The sequence below is a fragment of the Dictyoglomus sp. SSW genome, assembly GCF_055181335.1.
On sequence record NZ_CM143705.1, the window covers coordinates 591,032 to 605,153 of the forward strand.

At 32.5% G+C, this 14,122-nt stretch carries 14 protein-coding genes; 2 read left to right on the top strand and 12 right to left on the bottom strand.

Going from position 1 to position 14,122, the window contains the following annotated elements; translation table 11 throughout:
* Positions 1-8: 8 nt before the first annotated feature.
* From ACY3JM_RS02710 to ACY3JM_RS02760, 11 genes are all read right to left on the bottom strand, one after another.
* Positions 9-1,115, bottom strand: coding sequence for a M24 family metallopeptidase (locus ACY3JM_RS02710; RefSeq protein WP_463083258.1), 1,107 nt, complete (start codon positions 1,113-1,115; stop codon positions 9-11).
* Positions 1,116-1,126: 11 nt separating this feature from the next.
* On the bottom strand, positions 1,127-2,605 hold the full coding sequence (locus ACY3JM_RS02715) for a tripartite tricarboxylate transporter permease (protein ID WP_463083259.1): 1,479 nt from the start codon (positions 2,603-2,605) through the stop codon (positions 1,127-1,129).
* Positions 2,606-2,622: 17 nt separating this feature from the next.
* Positions 2,623-3,075 carry a tripartite tricarboxylate transporter TctB family protein gene (locus ACY3JM_RS02720; protein WP_463083260.1) on the bottom strand — a complete coding sequence of 151 codons (453 nt, stop codon included), beginning with the start codon at positions 3,073-3,075 and terminating at the stop codon, positions 2,623-2,625.
* Between the two features lie 60 nt (positions 3,076-3,135).
* Positions 3,136-4,104, bottom strand: coding sequence for a tripartite tricarboxylate transporter substrate binding protein (locus ACY3JM_RS02725; RefSeq protein WP_463111641.1), 969 nt, complete (start codon positions 4,102-4,104; stop codon positions 3,136-3,138).
* 374 nt (positions 4,105-4,478) lie between these two features.
* Positions 4,479-5,648 (bottom strand): glycosyltransferase, encoded by a 1,170-nt coding sequence (locus ACY3JM_RS02730; RefSeq protein WP_463083262.1) that lies wholly within the window; start codon positions 5,646-5,648, stop codon positions 4,479-4,481.
* Between the two features lie 21 nt (positions 5,649-5,669).
* Complete coding sequence (locus ACY3JM_RS02735; protein WP_463111642.1) at positions 5,670-6,440, bottom strand: ABC transporter permease; 771 nt, start codon at positions 6,438-6,440, stop codon at positions 5,670-5,672.
* Positions 6,437-7,330, bottom strand: a complete 894-nt coding sequence (locus tag ACY3JM_RS02740) for an ABC transporter ATP-binding protein (protein ID WP_463111643.1) — start codon at positions 7,328-7,330, stop codon at positions 6,437-6,439. Before ACY3JM_RS02740 ends, ACY3JM_RS02735 begins: the two co-directional genes overlap by 4 nt.
* A complete protein-coding gene (locus ACY3JM_RS02745) occupies positions 7,327-7,530 on the bottom strand; it encodes a PLD nuclease N-terminal domain-containing protein (RefSeq protein ID WP_463083265.1) in 204 nt (67 codons plus the stop codon). Before ACY3JM_RS02745 ends, ACY3JM_RS02740 begins: the two co-directional genes overlap by 4 nt.
* Before the next feature lies 1 nt (position 7,531).
* On the bottom strand, positions 7,532-8,203 hold the full coding sequence (locus tag ACY3JM_RS02750) for an SdpI family protein (RefSeq protein ID WP_463111644.1): 672 nt from the start codon (positions 8,201-8,203) through the stop codon (positions 7,532-7,534).
* On the bottom strand, positions 8,196-8,480 hold the full coding sequence (locus ACY3JM_RS02755) for an autorepressor SdpR family transcription factor (protein WP_463111645.1): 285 nt from the start codon (positions 8,478-8,480) through the stop codon (positions 8,196-8,198). Before ACY3JM_RS02755 ends, ACY3JM_RS02750 begins: the two co-directional genes overlap by 8 nt.
* 132 nt (positions 8,481-8,612) lie before the next feature.
* Positions 8,613-10,532, bottom strand: coding sequence for an ABC transporter substrate-binding protein (locus ACY3JM_RS02760; RefSeq protein ID WP_463111646.1), 1,920 nt, complete (start codon positions 10,530-10,532; stop codon positions 8,613-8,615).
* A 131-nt stretch (positions 10,533-10,663) separates the two neighbouring features.
* On the opposite strand from ACY3JM_RS02760, the gene ACY3JM_RS02765 reads away from it, so the two are divergent.
* Together ACY3JM_RS02765 and ACY3JM_RS02770 are read left to right on the top strand one after the other, a co-directional pair.
* Complete coding sequence (locus ACY3JM_RS02765; RefSeq protein ID WP_463111647.1) at positions 10,664-11,401, top strand: MBL fold metallo-hydrolase; 738 nt, start codon at positions 10,664-10,666, stop codon at positions 11,399-11,401.
* Positions 11,402-11,494: 93 nt separating this feature from the next.
* A complete protein-coding gene (locus ACY3JM_RS02770; RefSeq protein ID WP_463111648.1) occupies positions 11,495-12,199 on the top strand; it encodes a polysaccharide deacetylase family protein in 705 nt (234 codons plus the stop codon).
* Between the two features lie 40 nt (positions 12,200-12,239).
* Here the strand turns inward: ACY3JM_RS02770 and ACY3JM_RS02775 are convergent, their stop codons facing one another.
* Positions 12,240-14,111 carry a carbohydrate binding domain-containing protein gene (locus ACY3JM_RS02775; protein ID WP_463111649.1) on the bottom strand — a complete coding sequence of 624 codons (1,872 nt, stop codon included), beginning with the start codon at positions 14,109-14,111 and terminating at the stop codon, positions 12,240-12,242.
* Between the last annotated feature and the right edge of the window lie 11 nt (positions 14,112-14,122).

The following is a 14,122-nucleotide window of genomic DNA, read 5'->3' on the forward strand; positions in this document are numbered from 1 at the left end:
CCCCTCCTTTACGATATTACCAGAATATCCGGTCTAACAAAATTTATTCCCTCTATTTCCAAATTTATAGTGGGGAAAATAATTGGTTTTGTAATCATTAATAGTCCTTTCTCTGTTACTATAAATCCATCTTCTGATTTAGTACCTGAAATAGAAGGATTCCAGCAAAAAGCCTGATTTTTTAAAATTCTATCTGGGGTAGATGGTGTTACTCTTATCTCTCTGGGATAATAACCTATGCATCCTCCTTGGTGATGTAGTTTCCATTCATCTTTGTATCCTCTTTTTTCATACTCTTCTATAGCTGCTAAAACTGAAACTCTCATTTCTTCTCCAATCTTAGTTTTAGCAATCATAATGCATTCGATTTCTACATTGTCTCTATATTGTTTCTTTAGACTTTCTGGTAAGTTCCCAAAATATACCATGCGGGTAATAGTGGCAATTAAACCTTTGTATCGAGCATTTACTGACGCCATAACATATTTTTCTATTTTTTTGTTTTTGGATATGGGATGTCTATAATTTTTAATTCTTTCGTCAGAGGAAACCATAAAAGCTGTAGGTTCTATTCCTTCTTTCCATAATTTGGCTGATATTTTTCCTGCTACTTCTAATTCTGTATCGCCAGGTTTTGTTTCATACATCAGCACTTCTTCTACTATTCTTGATAATTTTTCTCCTAAGAATATATACCTTTCTATTTCTCCCTCTGTAAGCTCAAAGCGAAGTTTTCTAAAGGAATTTTCTACAAATTGTGTGCCTGGAAGAACTATATCACATCCTATTTCTCCGTTTTTGACTATATTTCTTACTATTTCCATCTCTTTGTCTTCATACCATTCATATTCAAGAACTTCAAAGCCAATATCTCCTACTTCTTCATCTTTCATTCTTCGTGCCTCAATCTTATTAGCAATTACAAATTGATCATTACGAGTAATTAATACTGATGTGACTCCCATCTCTGTTGCTATTCCTACAAAATTTACTCCACCTGCTGTTATCCATGAGAAATTTGGTTGTTTCTTAATGAGCATAGCTGACAATTTATTTTCTTCCATAAATTTTCTAACTTTCTCTAACTTTATTTTTACTTCCTGTTTTCTTTCCATTTTTAACCTCCTTACCTTTTACTTCCTTTTCTTGTAGGAAATACTGCAAAAACTATTGAGAGTACTGATAATACAAGAAGAAGTAACGAAATGGGGCTTCTAAACATAATAGTCCAATCATTTCCGGATAGGATTAGTGCTCTGTTTAAGTTTTGCTCAGCCATAGGTCCTAATATCAATCCTAAGATTAAAGGGGTTGAAGGAAAGGCATGTTTTCTCATGAAATATCCAAAGAGTCCAAAGGCTATTGCTACTCCAACATCATATAAGCTATTTCTAATGGCAAAAGACCCAATAATTGCGAATATCAATATAATTGGCATTAGTATTTTCTTTGGAACTTCTAATATGTATGGAGCAATTAAAGTAGATATGAATCCTGTTATTAACATAAGAAATTGAATTATAAACCAACCTGCAAAAAAGGAGTACACAAGGTCAGGAGTAGATTGGAAAAGAAGTGGTCCAGGTCTAACTCCTATAAGGATCATGGCTCCGAGCATAACAGCAGTAACCACATCTCCTGGTACGCCTAGAGCGAGAGTAGGAACTAAAGCTCCACCTGTTACTGAGTTGTTAGCACATTCTACAACAGCTATACCTTCAATAGCCCCTTTTCCAAATTTTTCCTTTTTTCTTGACCAACTTCGTAATTGGTTATATGCTAAATAAGTAGCAATAGTTCCTCCTGTTCCTGGAATTATGCCTAAAGCTATGCCAATTATGGCTCCAACCAATATAGGTATTATTATAGATTTATATTCCTCTTTGGATAAAAATATGTTTGAGATTTTTTGTTTTGGTATTATTTCCTCTTTTTCTTTCTCAAGTTCCATCATAATCTCAGTTATAGCAAAAATACCTATTAACACTGGTAAAAGTTCAAATCCAGCAGAAAGAGATGGTATTCCAAAGATAAATCTTGTAGAGCCTCTTATATTTTCAATTCCTACTGTTGAGATAAAAAGACCCAATAATCCCGAAATAATTCCTTTTAGTAAATTTTTGCCAGAAACACTTGCAATGATTGATAATCCAAAGATTGCTAAAGCAAAATAGTCTATGGGAGAAAATTTAAGGGCAAAATTTGCAAGTTGAGGAGCTAATAAAGCTAAAATAATGCCACTTAAAATGCCCCCACTTACAGAAGCAATTAAAGCTGTAAATATAGCTTTCCCTGCCTTACCTTGTCTTCCTAAAGGATAGCCATCAATTAATGTAGCTGCTGCGGAGGGAGTCCCTGGTACTCCAAGAAGGATTGCTGAGATAGAACCTCCAAACATGGAGCCAGAATACATTCCTGCTAACATTAAAAGGGCTAATTTAGGATCTAAGTAATAAGTAAATGGAAGTAATAATATTATCCCCATAGATGATGTAACACCTGGGAGGGCGCCAACTATGATTCCTCCTACTGTTCCAATTAACATAAGGATTAAATTACCAGGTTGGATTGCAATTTTTAAGCCTTCTAACCAATAGTTAATCATTTTTCTTTCACCTCTAATCAAAATAAACTTGGAAGTGGTAAGGGTACTTTAAATATGCTAAAAAATACATAATAAACTAATATTGTAAATACAATACTAATGATTACCCCGAATATCCATTTTTTGTATCCAAAAAGATAAAGTGTAGCCATCATTAAAAATGGTGTAAGATACAGAAAACCTATATAGGATACAAGATAAACATATAAAAAACATAGAAGAGTTAATAAAAATATCTTTTTTAAATCTTTAAAAGAGTATAACTTTACTGTTTCTTCTGTCTTTTTAATTCCTTGATATACTAATAGAAGACCACATATGATAAGGCCATAGGATATAATCATAGGAAAATCTCCAGCTCCAAGTCCTAAGGGAGATTTTGGAAGTGAAAAAGAATTAATAAGAATGAAAATTCCTAAAATAATTATTCCCAATCCAATTCTGGTGTCCCAGCTAATTTTTAATTTCATAAAAGATAACCCTCCTAAATCTTAAATTCCCCCTACCCATAAAGGGTAGGGGGAAGGTTTTTAATATTTATATTTGGTTCCTAATTTATTTGTTTTAATCAGATTTTCATAATAAGCATTGTAATCTTGTATGAATTTTGAGAAAGAAGATGGTCCTCTATATTCTAAGGTTAAGGAAAGTTCTTTTGCCTTCTTTACGAAATCTGGATCTCTCATACATCTCAAGAAGATAGTATGGAGTCTATCTACAATCTCTTTTGGGGTACCTTTCTGGACAGCTACTCCTCTCCACATTCCAAATTTAAAATTGAATCCTTGTTCTTTTGCAGTAGGTATGTCAGGATATTTATCAAGTCTTTTATCTCCAAAAACCCCTAATATTCTTAATTGTCCAGCATCTACATTGTTAAGACCTTCTGGAGCAGCCCCCATGTAAGAGTTAATATGTCCGCCAACTAAAGCAGTCACGGCAGGACCTCCACCTTCAAAAGGAACATGGGTTAATTTAATCTTTGTAAAACTTTCAAAGGCAAGAGCTGCAAGATGTGTACCTCCACCTGCTCCTCCGTTACCTATGGTAATTTTTCCTGGATTCTGTTTTGCATACTCTACATACTCTTTTAAATCTTTCCAAGGAGCGTCTTTTCTTACTAATATGTAGCATGGGTCATTGACGATTAAAATTACAGGCTCAAAAGAATTTACATCAAAATTTACAGGATCCATATGAGATTTTATTAGTATAGGAGCTGCGAAGGAGAGTAAGGTATAGCCATCAGGTTTTGCTCGTAGGAACTCTATAGTACCAGGAACTGCTCCACCACCGGGAATATTATTCACTACTAATGGCTGTCCATTGGCATATTTAGGAAATACGGAGGCTATAGCTCTGAAGAGCACGTCTGTTGCTCCACCTGCAGACCATGGAACAATTATCTGTACTGGTCTTCTGGGATAATCTACGCTGGTTCCAATATTTAAAAGAAGAAGCAAAAATAAAGAGATAGCGATAAATGTTCTTAAACGCATAGGTATAACCCCCCCATTTATAGTTTTTGGCTTGCGATTTTGGGATATGTTATCACCTCCTTATTTTAAAATCTAATTTTTCATGCTATTTAAAAATACCAAATCTTCTATATTCATTTAAAATCGTATATTATAAAACTTTAGGCTTTAAAATAATTTTAATCTACCTTCAGTTTTTTTATAGCAAAAAATAAGAAAAATTTCAATAGATTTTTTGATTTGTTTTTATAGTAATATACAAAAAAATATTTACTATACAAAAAAATATTTACTACAATATTTTGGGGATTATCTTTATCTCTTATTTGTAGAAAATTTTCTTCTTAAAAAGTTTTTTTTCTATTTTTAATCGTAATTAAAAAATTTTCCCATGTCTATAAGTTTATATGTTCTTTTTGAAGGTTTAATATCTTTTTATATCTTTCTACTACTTTATCAACAATCTTTTCCCATGGTTTATAAAGGGTTTTTTGGGCATTCTCTCCAACAGATTTTAATCTTTCTCTATCAGAGATTATTTGAGAGATTTTCTCAGCATAAATATATGGATCATTCTGGGATAAGAAGCCATTATACCCATCTATAATCTCTTCTGCTATATTTGAATTCTCAATAACCAAGGAAGGACATTTGATAGCTGAAGCCTCTTGAAGAACAATCGCAGAGGTATCATAAAGGGATGGGAATGTAAATAAATCTGCTCTTGCATAGTATGCTTTTAGAAGTTCTCGATCTAAAATTTTTCCAGTAAATATTACAATTTCATCAAGATTAAGTTTATGTGTTAAGTCTTTGAAATATTTCTCATCCTTTCCTGTCCCTATAAGAATAGCTTTAAAGTGATAGCCTCTGTCTTTTAGTATTTTGAAAGATTTCAATAACAGCTCTATATTTTTTTGCTTTATTATTTGTCCTACAAAAAGAAATAAAATTTCGTCTTCTTTTAAATTATGGATTTTATTTATTTTTTCTCTATATTCTTGAGGATTTTCAGGAGGAATAAAATCAGTCCCATTAGGCATTATTTTTATATCTTTTTTGAAGCCATATGATCTTAAAGTTTCTGCGGTAGAATGATTTACTGTCCAAACCTCATCTACTTGGTTATAGAATTCTACTATTAGTTTTACTGCTATTTTGCTTATAAGATCAGATTTTGTTGCGGATTTAAAATCATCATAATATTTTGTATGAAAGGTAGCTACTATGGGTATTTTTTTCTTTCTTGCTATATATAACCCTAAGAGTCCTGTGGAGAAAGGAGAATGGGCATGTATTATGTCAAAAGGAATTTTCTCAATTTTTTTTATTGTATTAATGTCTAAAAAAGGAATTCCGAGTCTATATGGGGGTCTAAATATGAGAGGTAATGAAAAGTACCTAATAACTTCAAATTCTTCATTATCTTTATATTTAGGGTATGCAGGAGTAATTACATAGGATAAACCATGTTTTTTGTTTATCCAATATGCATAATTTTTAACTGTTATAGCTACTCCATCTATTACTGGAGGAAAGGAATCATTAAATAATCCTACAATCATATTCGGGATAGATTATATCATTTAAAGCTCTTGTCTTTCAAAAGATATTATTCCTGATATTAATAAGATGAAAGAATATATGAGGGTGAAAGTTATATTTTTTAATGCATCCTTCCATATTACACTTTTTAAGATCCATTCATTTTGTAAAGAAGAGAGAGACATAGGATTGTATGGATCCATATTGGGAAATATAGAAAGAAGATTAAAAATAATAAATATTCCTAAGAAAATACCTGCTGATTGAATGAAATTGTTGCCTAAGGAGCTTGAGAAGATAATAAGTGATAAAATAAAAAAGATATAGATAAAATATAGCAACATAGCTGAAAGTGAATTTTGTATGGGAAATTTTGAAAAAAGGAAATATGTATAATAGGTACAAGCTATAAAGGAGACTAGTAGAAAGGTATAGGTTATTATTATTTGAAAAAGGAATTTAGAAAGTATCCATTTTTTTCTGTCAATACCTAAAGCAATAAAGATGCTTGCAGTGTTTTTATTTTTCTCTTCAGAGATACTTCCAATGAAAAGTAAAACTATTATAAGAAATACTATCTGATTTAAATTTTTGAAAAACTGCATAAAAGCATCTTTCCAAGTAGGAGGAGGAAGTTGTATTATGAGACCTTGCATTTCTTGATTTTTGACAAGACTTTCTATAATTTCTGGTGTAAATTTAGCAATTATAGGACTTGAAATTCCAAAGAATAGGAGGGAAAAAAGAAGAACATAAATTTTTCCTGTTTTTAAAAACTCCTTTAATTCCTTTTTCATTAATTTCCATATCATGATATCACCTCAAAGAATATGTCTTCAATGGTAGGTTCAAGAAATTCAAAATGTATTAATGAGAGGTTATTCTCAGAAATAATTTTGGGAATTTCTTTCTGTGCCATAGATATATTATTGATATTTAATAATAAGCTTTTATTGTGAGTTGTAATATTTATAACCCAAGGTTTATCTTTAAGTTTTTCCAATAGTATATCTTTATTATCTACTTCAATAGTGATCAATCTTTTAGCATATCTCTTTTTAAGTTCCTCTACATTCTCATTAAGAAGAAGCTTTCCATCCTTTATTATAGCTACTCTATCACATATTTTTTCTACATCTGAGAGAATGTGTGTTGAGAAAAATATGGTTTTACTACCTTTTAGAGATTTAATAAGATCCAAGATTTCCTTTCTGCCTTGTGGATCAAGGGCTGATGTAGGTTCATCCAATATTAGAAGTTTAGGGTTATGGAGCAATGTTTGAGCAATACCAAGGCGTTGTTTCATACCTCTTGAAAATGTACCAATTCTTTTTTTCTCATTTTTCAAATCAACCAATTCGAGTACTTCATCTACTCTTTTTTTATCTACTCCTAATATTTCGGCTAATATTTTCAAGTATTCTTTAGCTGTAAAGTAATTGTAAAAATTTGGTACGTCTGGTAGAAATCCGATTTTTCTTAAATAATTTTTACTTTTTAATATATTTTCTCCCATAATTATTGCGTAACCATTAGTCGGTTTTGCCAGATTTAATAACAGCCTTATAGTGGTTGTTTTTCCTGCACCGTTTGGTCCTAAGTATCCAAAGATTATTCCGTCTGGCACTTCTAAGTTAAGATTATCTAATGCCTTTTTGTTTTTGTAATATTTACAAAGGTTAAAAGTTTCAATTATATTCATGATTTTCTCCCAAAGATAAAATATAAAATTGGTCCTAATATACCCAAGGCCAAGATTATAATTACCCAAGGAATCTTATTTTCCCATCTTATTTCTTCTTTGTTTCTCTTTATTAAATCAATTAATGCTGTAAACTGAAAGATTATCTGTATAATAATAAGAGGTAATAATAAGGGAAAATTTTTAGTTAAATATTCCATTTTAGTTTTTCTCCTTTCTTTCTAATTTCTGGTAAAGGATAAAGGAATAAAGAGTGGTACCTAAAACTATAAGAAGTATTGATAATATGAGAATTATCAAATTCATAAGTGGTGGTAGAAAGCCTGTAAATATAATAGGTACTCCACCAATAATAGATATGTATCCTCCGAATCTATGGGTTCTTTTCCATACCTTTTCGTTGGATAAGGTCCAAGGGGTTCTTATTCCTACGAACCAATTAGGCTTTATTCTTGGCATGTAGTTTCCTAATATGATGAAAAGAAGTCCGACTAAGGCTGGTGTTATTTTAGGTATTAAATCTTTAGGACCTCCTAAGGTGACTATAATGATCGCCATCTGTAGTGTAAATAAAAAAAAGATATAGGCATATTTTATTATCTGATATACTTTTTCGAATTTTTGATAATTTTCCTTTTTGGGATCTAAATAAGGAAGTACTAAAAATAATAAGTAGAAACCAAGACTCATTAAAGGTATGCCAAAAAGACCTTCAAATTTTGAGCCATATCTATCTATTTCTCCTTTAAAGTTCCAATGCATTGGGATTTTTTCAGGAAAATAAGGATAGAAAAAGATTCCAATAATAAACATAAGGGTAATTAGTATAATAATTGCTATATCCTTTTTTATAGAGCCTTTTAAACTATACATTTGTTTTTTTATCCTCCTTTATGAAATTGTCCATAAACCACATAATAATCTCTTGAAACACAGTGGTATTTAGGGAATAGACAATATATTTTCCTCTCTTTTCTTCAGTTATAAGCTCTGCCTGTTTTAATATCTCGAGATGGTAGGAAATAGTAGGCCATGATTTTTGAAATCTCTCAGCAATCTCTCCTGCAGTCATGTCTCTTTCGGAGAGTATTTTTAATATCTCTCTTCTTGTCTCATCACTCAAGGCCTTGAATAAAAGATCAAACCTCATACTTTAATGTTTCTATTATTTAGATAAATATCTAAATGTATTTTAACACAAATCTTTTGAGTTGAAAAGTAAAGATAAAAAAGAGGGGGACCTTAGTCCCCCTACAAGATGAAAGTTTTATATATTTAGATACTATTGTTTTATGAAAAATTGTTCTGGGAATGCGTTTAGAGGAGTGAAAAGAGGAGCATCACTGATTAGATCTTCTGGTACATTTCTAAAATTATTTTTAACTATTACTAATTGTGGGAGAGCCCCAACAGTACCAATAATCCATATATTTTTCTTATGTAGGCTTACAATCTGCCTAATAAGTTGATCTCTCTTTTTAGCATCTATGGTTTGGTTGACTTCGTCCCATAAATCATATAGTTTCTTTATATCTCCTGTTGGTTCTTCTCCTTCTTTTCCTTTTGTCCAATACCATCTAGCATAAAGAGGTGCCCAAGGACCATCGGTTATAGTACCTAAAATTCTTCCAGGACTGAGAATGAAGTTAGAACATCTATCCATAACCCAGACTCCAATTTCTATATCTCCAGAGTTACAATTAGTGGTATATAAGCTTCTGTCTATTTGTTTAATTATAGTTTTTATTCCGATAGCTTCCCAGTAGCTCTTTATTAATTCCATCACATTAATATTGGCATTTCCAGGATATGTTGTAAAGCTTATTATTAATTCTATAGGTTTTCCATCTGGCCCTATTCTAAACCCATCTTTTCCAACTTTAAGCCCCATAAGATCAAGAAGTTTTCTTGCTCTTTGAGGATCGTATTGAGCATAGGCTTTTTCCCATCCTGGATCGTAATAGGATGCTCCCTTAGGTATTGCAGCCTGCATTGGAGTTCCAAGTCCTAAGTAAAGGATTTTGTTTATTTCATCCCTGTTTATAGCAAGGGATAAGGCTTGTCTAAATCTTACATCTTGGAAAAGTTTTCTCTTTACAGGATCTTTTACATTTTGATTTAGGTATATAGCTGGATCAGCACCTACAGCTGATCTCCAACGAATTATTCTATAATTTCCCTTATCCTTGTTCTGCATGAATAAAGTATAATTGGAAAGTCTGGTATGTCTGTCCATCATGTCAAGTTCTCCTGCTACTGCCTTCATGTTTACCATTTCTGCGTCACTCACTAAATAATGTGCTATACGATCTATATATGGCAATTGATTTCCTTGAGGATCTATAGCAAAGTAGTATGGGTTTCTTTCCATTATAAATACTGGATCATTGGTAGATTTACTTACTACTTTCCATGGAGATGTCATCGGAAGATCAGGGTTTTGTAACCAGTCAGCCTTGAATTTGAAAAGATCATACCATTTATTAAAACCACCAGCTTTTGCAAGCTTATCTAATTCATCTTGAGGAGTATATTTAGGATGGAATTGTTTTAAATAGTGCTTAGGAGCGTAATATGAAAGAGAACCATAAGTATTATCTATATACCATCCCTGAGCTGGAATATCATAAATAAATAGTGGTTTAGGTTCTGGAAATACGATTCTAAAAGTATATGTATCTATTTTTTCGAATTTTGCAATCTCTCCTTTGGAAGATATAAATTGAGCTGGCATAGTTGGTGTTAATTCTTTATTGCAGATAATATCTTCATACCAAAATATGACATCATCAGTTGTAAATGGGGTGCCATCAGACCATTTAATTCCTTCTCTTATATGGAAAGTATATACTCTTCCATCCGAAGATATAGTGTATTTATCTACAAGCCATGGTAATACTTTTTTACCATCGGAGCTAAATCTTAATAGGTTTGCAGCTGATATTGATAATCTTGCTATTCCCCATCTATCTCCAGGTCCAAGCCAAGCTCTTCTCCAAGTTCCTCCATATTGTCCAATTTCTTCATAAGGTTTTATTACAACAGGATTTTTAGGAAGTCTCTTTTCTATGGGTGGAAGTTTTCCTTGTTTTACAAGAGATTCAAGCATGGGTGATTCATTATATTTTTTCTGGGCAAGAAGCCCATTACTTAGTAAGGTTAACAAGATTAAAAGGAGTACAATCCATTGGATTTTCCTCATATATAACCCCCCTTATTGAAATGCTTATACAAACGTTTTAATAAAATTTTATGCATAAAAATTTTTTCTGTCAAATTAAAAAATAAACGTTAATCTATAATAAATAATAATTCTTAAGAGGAGGTTTAAAGATGGAAAAAAACGAATATGTTTCTACTCTCGTTGAACCAAAAGTTTGGCATATTTCGGATTATAGGAATGATAGCATGTACTTAATAGAGGGAGAAAAGGAAAGTGTACTTTTTGACACAGGTATGGGAGAAGGTGATCTTAGATTTTTTGTGGAAAATATTACTAAAAATCCATTAAAGGTTATTATATCTCATGCTCATTGGGACCATATTATGCAAATAGATCAATTTGATGAAGTTTACATGAGTCATAAAGACTTCAAAGTATTAGAGATTTTTGGCATGAATATCAAGACAGATAGGATTAAAGATGTGAAAGATGGAGAAATCTTGGAATTAGGTGATAGAAAATTAGAGGTTATTGAAGTACCAGGACATACTCCAGGTTCAATTGTGGTATTAGATAAAGAAAATAAACTTCTTTTTAGTGGTGATGCTTTGGGAGCAGGACATACTTGGCTACAGCTTCCGGGATGTTTGCCATTAACTTCATATCTTCAGAGTTTATATAAATTACGTGAAAGAATTGATGAATTTGAGAAAATATATAATGGGCATCTTTCTCAGTGTAATATGACGCCTTATTCCAGTGATTACCTTCTCGATTTGATAAAGGCAGTAGAAAAAGTTGTATCAGGAGAACTTAAGGGTGAACCATACCCCTATGGTAATTTTGGAGGCTTTTATGTTACTTACGGTAAAGCAACTCTTGTGTATAATCCAGATAACATAAGGTAAAATTAAAGAAGGATTGACTGTAGAAGAGTTTTGTCATATAATTTCGGAAAAATGTTTATGCAAATGTTTTATTATAAAATAAAGGGGTAGTTTATGAAGAAGTTATTTATTTCATTAATCTTAATCACTTTAAGTCTCTTTTCTGTGAATTCTGCGGTACAAAATACTATTAAGATTTGTGCTCTTACCTTTGATGATGGACCTGATACAAAACTTACACCACGTGTACTTGATAGGCTGGAAAAATATGGAGTACCAGCAACCTTTTTTGTTGTAGGATTTAGGATAAATGATACTACAAAATCAGTAATTGATAGAGCACTTTCCCTTGGTTGTGAATATGAGAATCATTCTTGGGACTATAATCCCCTTGATAAAGCTGATCCAAAAGAAATAATAGATAAAATTGCTCGTACAAATGAAGTAATAGAAAAGTATACAGGTAAGAAACCATCATTTTTTAGACCACCCAATTTAGCTATTAGTAAGACCATGTTTGATGTGATAGATATGCCTTTTGTAAGTGGAGTAATTGGATTTGATTGGTTTGGATGTGATAGAACTCCAGAGAATATAGCAAACAATGTCTTAAAAGGGATAAGAGATGGGGCAATTATTCTTCTTCACGATGTACAACCGGAACCCCATCCAACTCCAGAAGCCCTTGATATCATAATACCAGAACTTAAGAAGCAAGGGTATGAGTTTGTTACTTTAAGTGAATTATTTAGGAGGAAGGGTATAAATCCTAAAGATCCTAAGTATAAAAATAAACTTTGGGTTTATGTAGAACCATAAAATGAAGGTGGGAGGATTTTATCCTCCCACCTGAGAAGTTTTATTGAGATTCTAATTTGACATCTTTAAAATATATATTTCCAGTTGCTGGATTTTGCGTTTTTCCAAGCTCAAAGGATAGATTTGCTGCAGGATAATCAGCATTGAATGTAAATTGTAATTCAAAGGTTTGCCAATCATTGGTTAAATTGAAACTTTGATTTGCGTAAAGAGCATATGTTGTTGGATGGAGGAATTTTACATTTATGTCTCTTGCATTATCTGCCTTAGCTGTGAAAGTAAGTTTATAGGTTTTTCCTTTTGTAAGTCCTACCCATTGATTGAATTGTACATGCCAAGACTCCCATCCGTAATCTTCCACACTTATAGTGGCAATCTTATTAGTAGTATCAATATCTGCTGTTGCTGTACCTCCCATTCCATAAGGTGATCCATACCATAAGAACCAGTCATCTGGCCAATTTGCTTGATCATTAGTAAATGGGAAGCTAAAGTCACCGTTATTTATTTCTTCCATTGTTACACCTTTATATACCTTTATATAATCTACATACATTCTTTGAGGGAATTCTGTAGTTTCATCTGGATATCCGGGCCAATATCCACCAACTGCCACGTTCATTATGATAAAGAAAGGATGATCAAATACCCAATTTCCGTAAAGTTCTATTTCAGGTCTTGTTATGGTGAAGAATTTAATATCATCAACATACCAGGATATTCCTATCGGATCCCATTCAACTGCAAATGTATGGAAATCTTGCGTAAAGTCTCCACTTGGTAGAGTATAGCTTCCTCCTTTACTACTTGCTCCAGAGTATCCAGGTCCATGTACTGTACCATATACTTTGTTTGGTTCATGACCCAAAAGCTCCATAACATCTATCTCTCCACAAGCAGGCCATCCAACTTGGGTAATATCTTCTCCAAGCATCCATAAAGCAGGCCATATTCCCTTTCCTTTTGGAAGCTTTGCTCTAAACTCAACTCTACCAAATTTGACATTGAATTTACCTTGAGTCTTCATTCTTGCAGATGTATAGTTATATGTACCGTGATCATCAGAAACATCTTCTTCTCTCGCTTCTATTATTAAAACTCCATTTTCTACCCATGCATTTTCTTTCTTATAGTATTCAAGCTCAGCATTACCCCATCCAGGAATTCCTTGGGCATGTCCATTTCCAATTTCAAAGCTCCATACATTTTCATCAAGAGAATCAAAGTTTTCTTCCCATACTGTTTGATACCAATATTTTTGTCCTAATGCTGGTGGAGGAGCAGGAGGTTCAGCTGTGCCAACTTTGACAAGTCTTACATTATCAATATAAATTGTTCCATCATCTTGACCTAATTGAAATTCAAATCTTGCTCTCTCATCGGTTTCATATACCATCTTGAATTGGAAAGTGTAGGTTTGTTTTGTGGTAGTTATATTTATAGCGTATCCTCCTGATTGATCTACCTGTCCAGATGGTCCCGGGTTATATGGTGTCCATCCTCTGTTTGCATTTCCTCCTACTTTAACACCTATTCTTCTATTTTTGCTTGCCCATGCCTCAAAGCTTACCTCATATATTCCTAAATATTCTATCTTTATTGGTGATTGTAGCACTTGTACTGACCAGGAATTTGGCCCTCCATTTATTATTTCTACTTTTAATACTCCATTTTCCACTGTGCCAGTTGCGGAAGCACCATCTCCTGTTCTAAATAGCCATGTTCCTTGTGTATCAAAATTTCCATCTGGCAGTTCAGGGTAGGATTCAGATATGTAGATTAGAGGATTTGAGAAATCTCCATTTGATAAAAGATTTTCAACTTGAGGTTGGGCTTGTGCCTTTGGAGCACAGCCAGCTACTAATACCATTAAGAGAATAATTAAGATGATTTTTAATAGATTCTTTTTCATACTTACTTCCC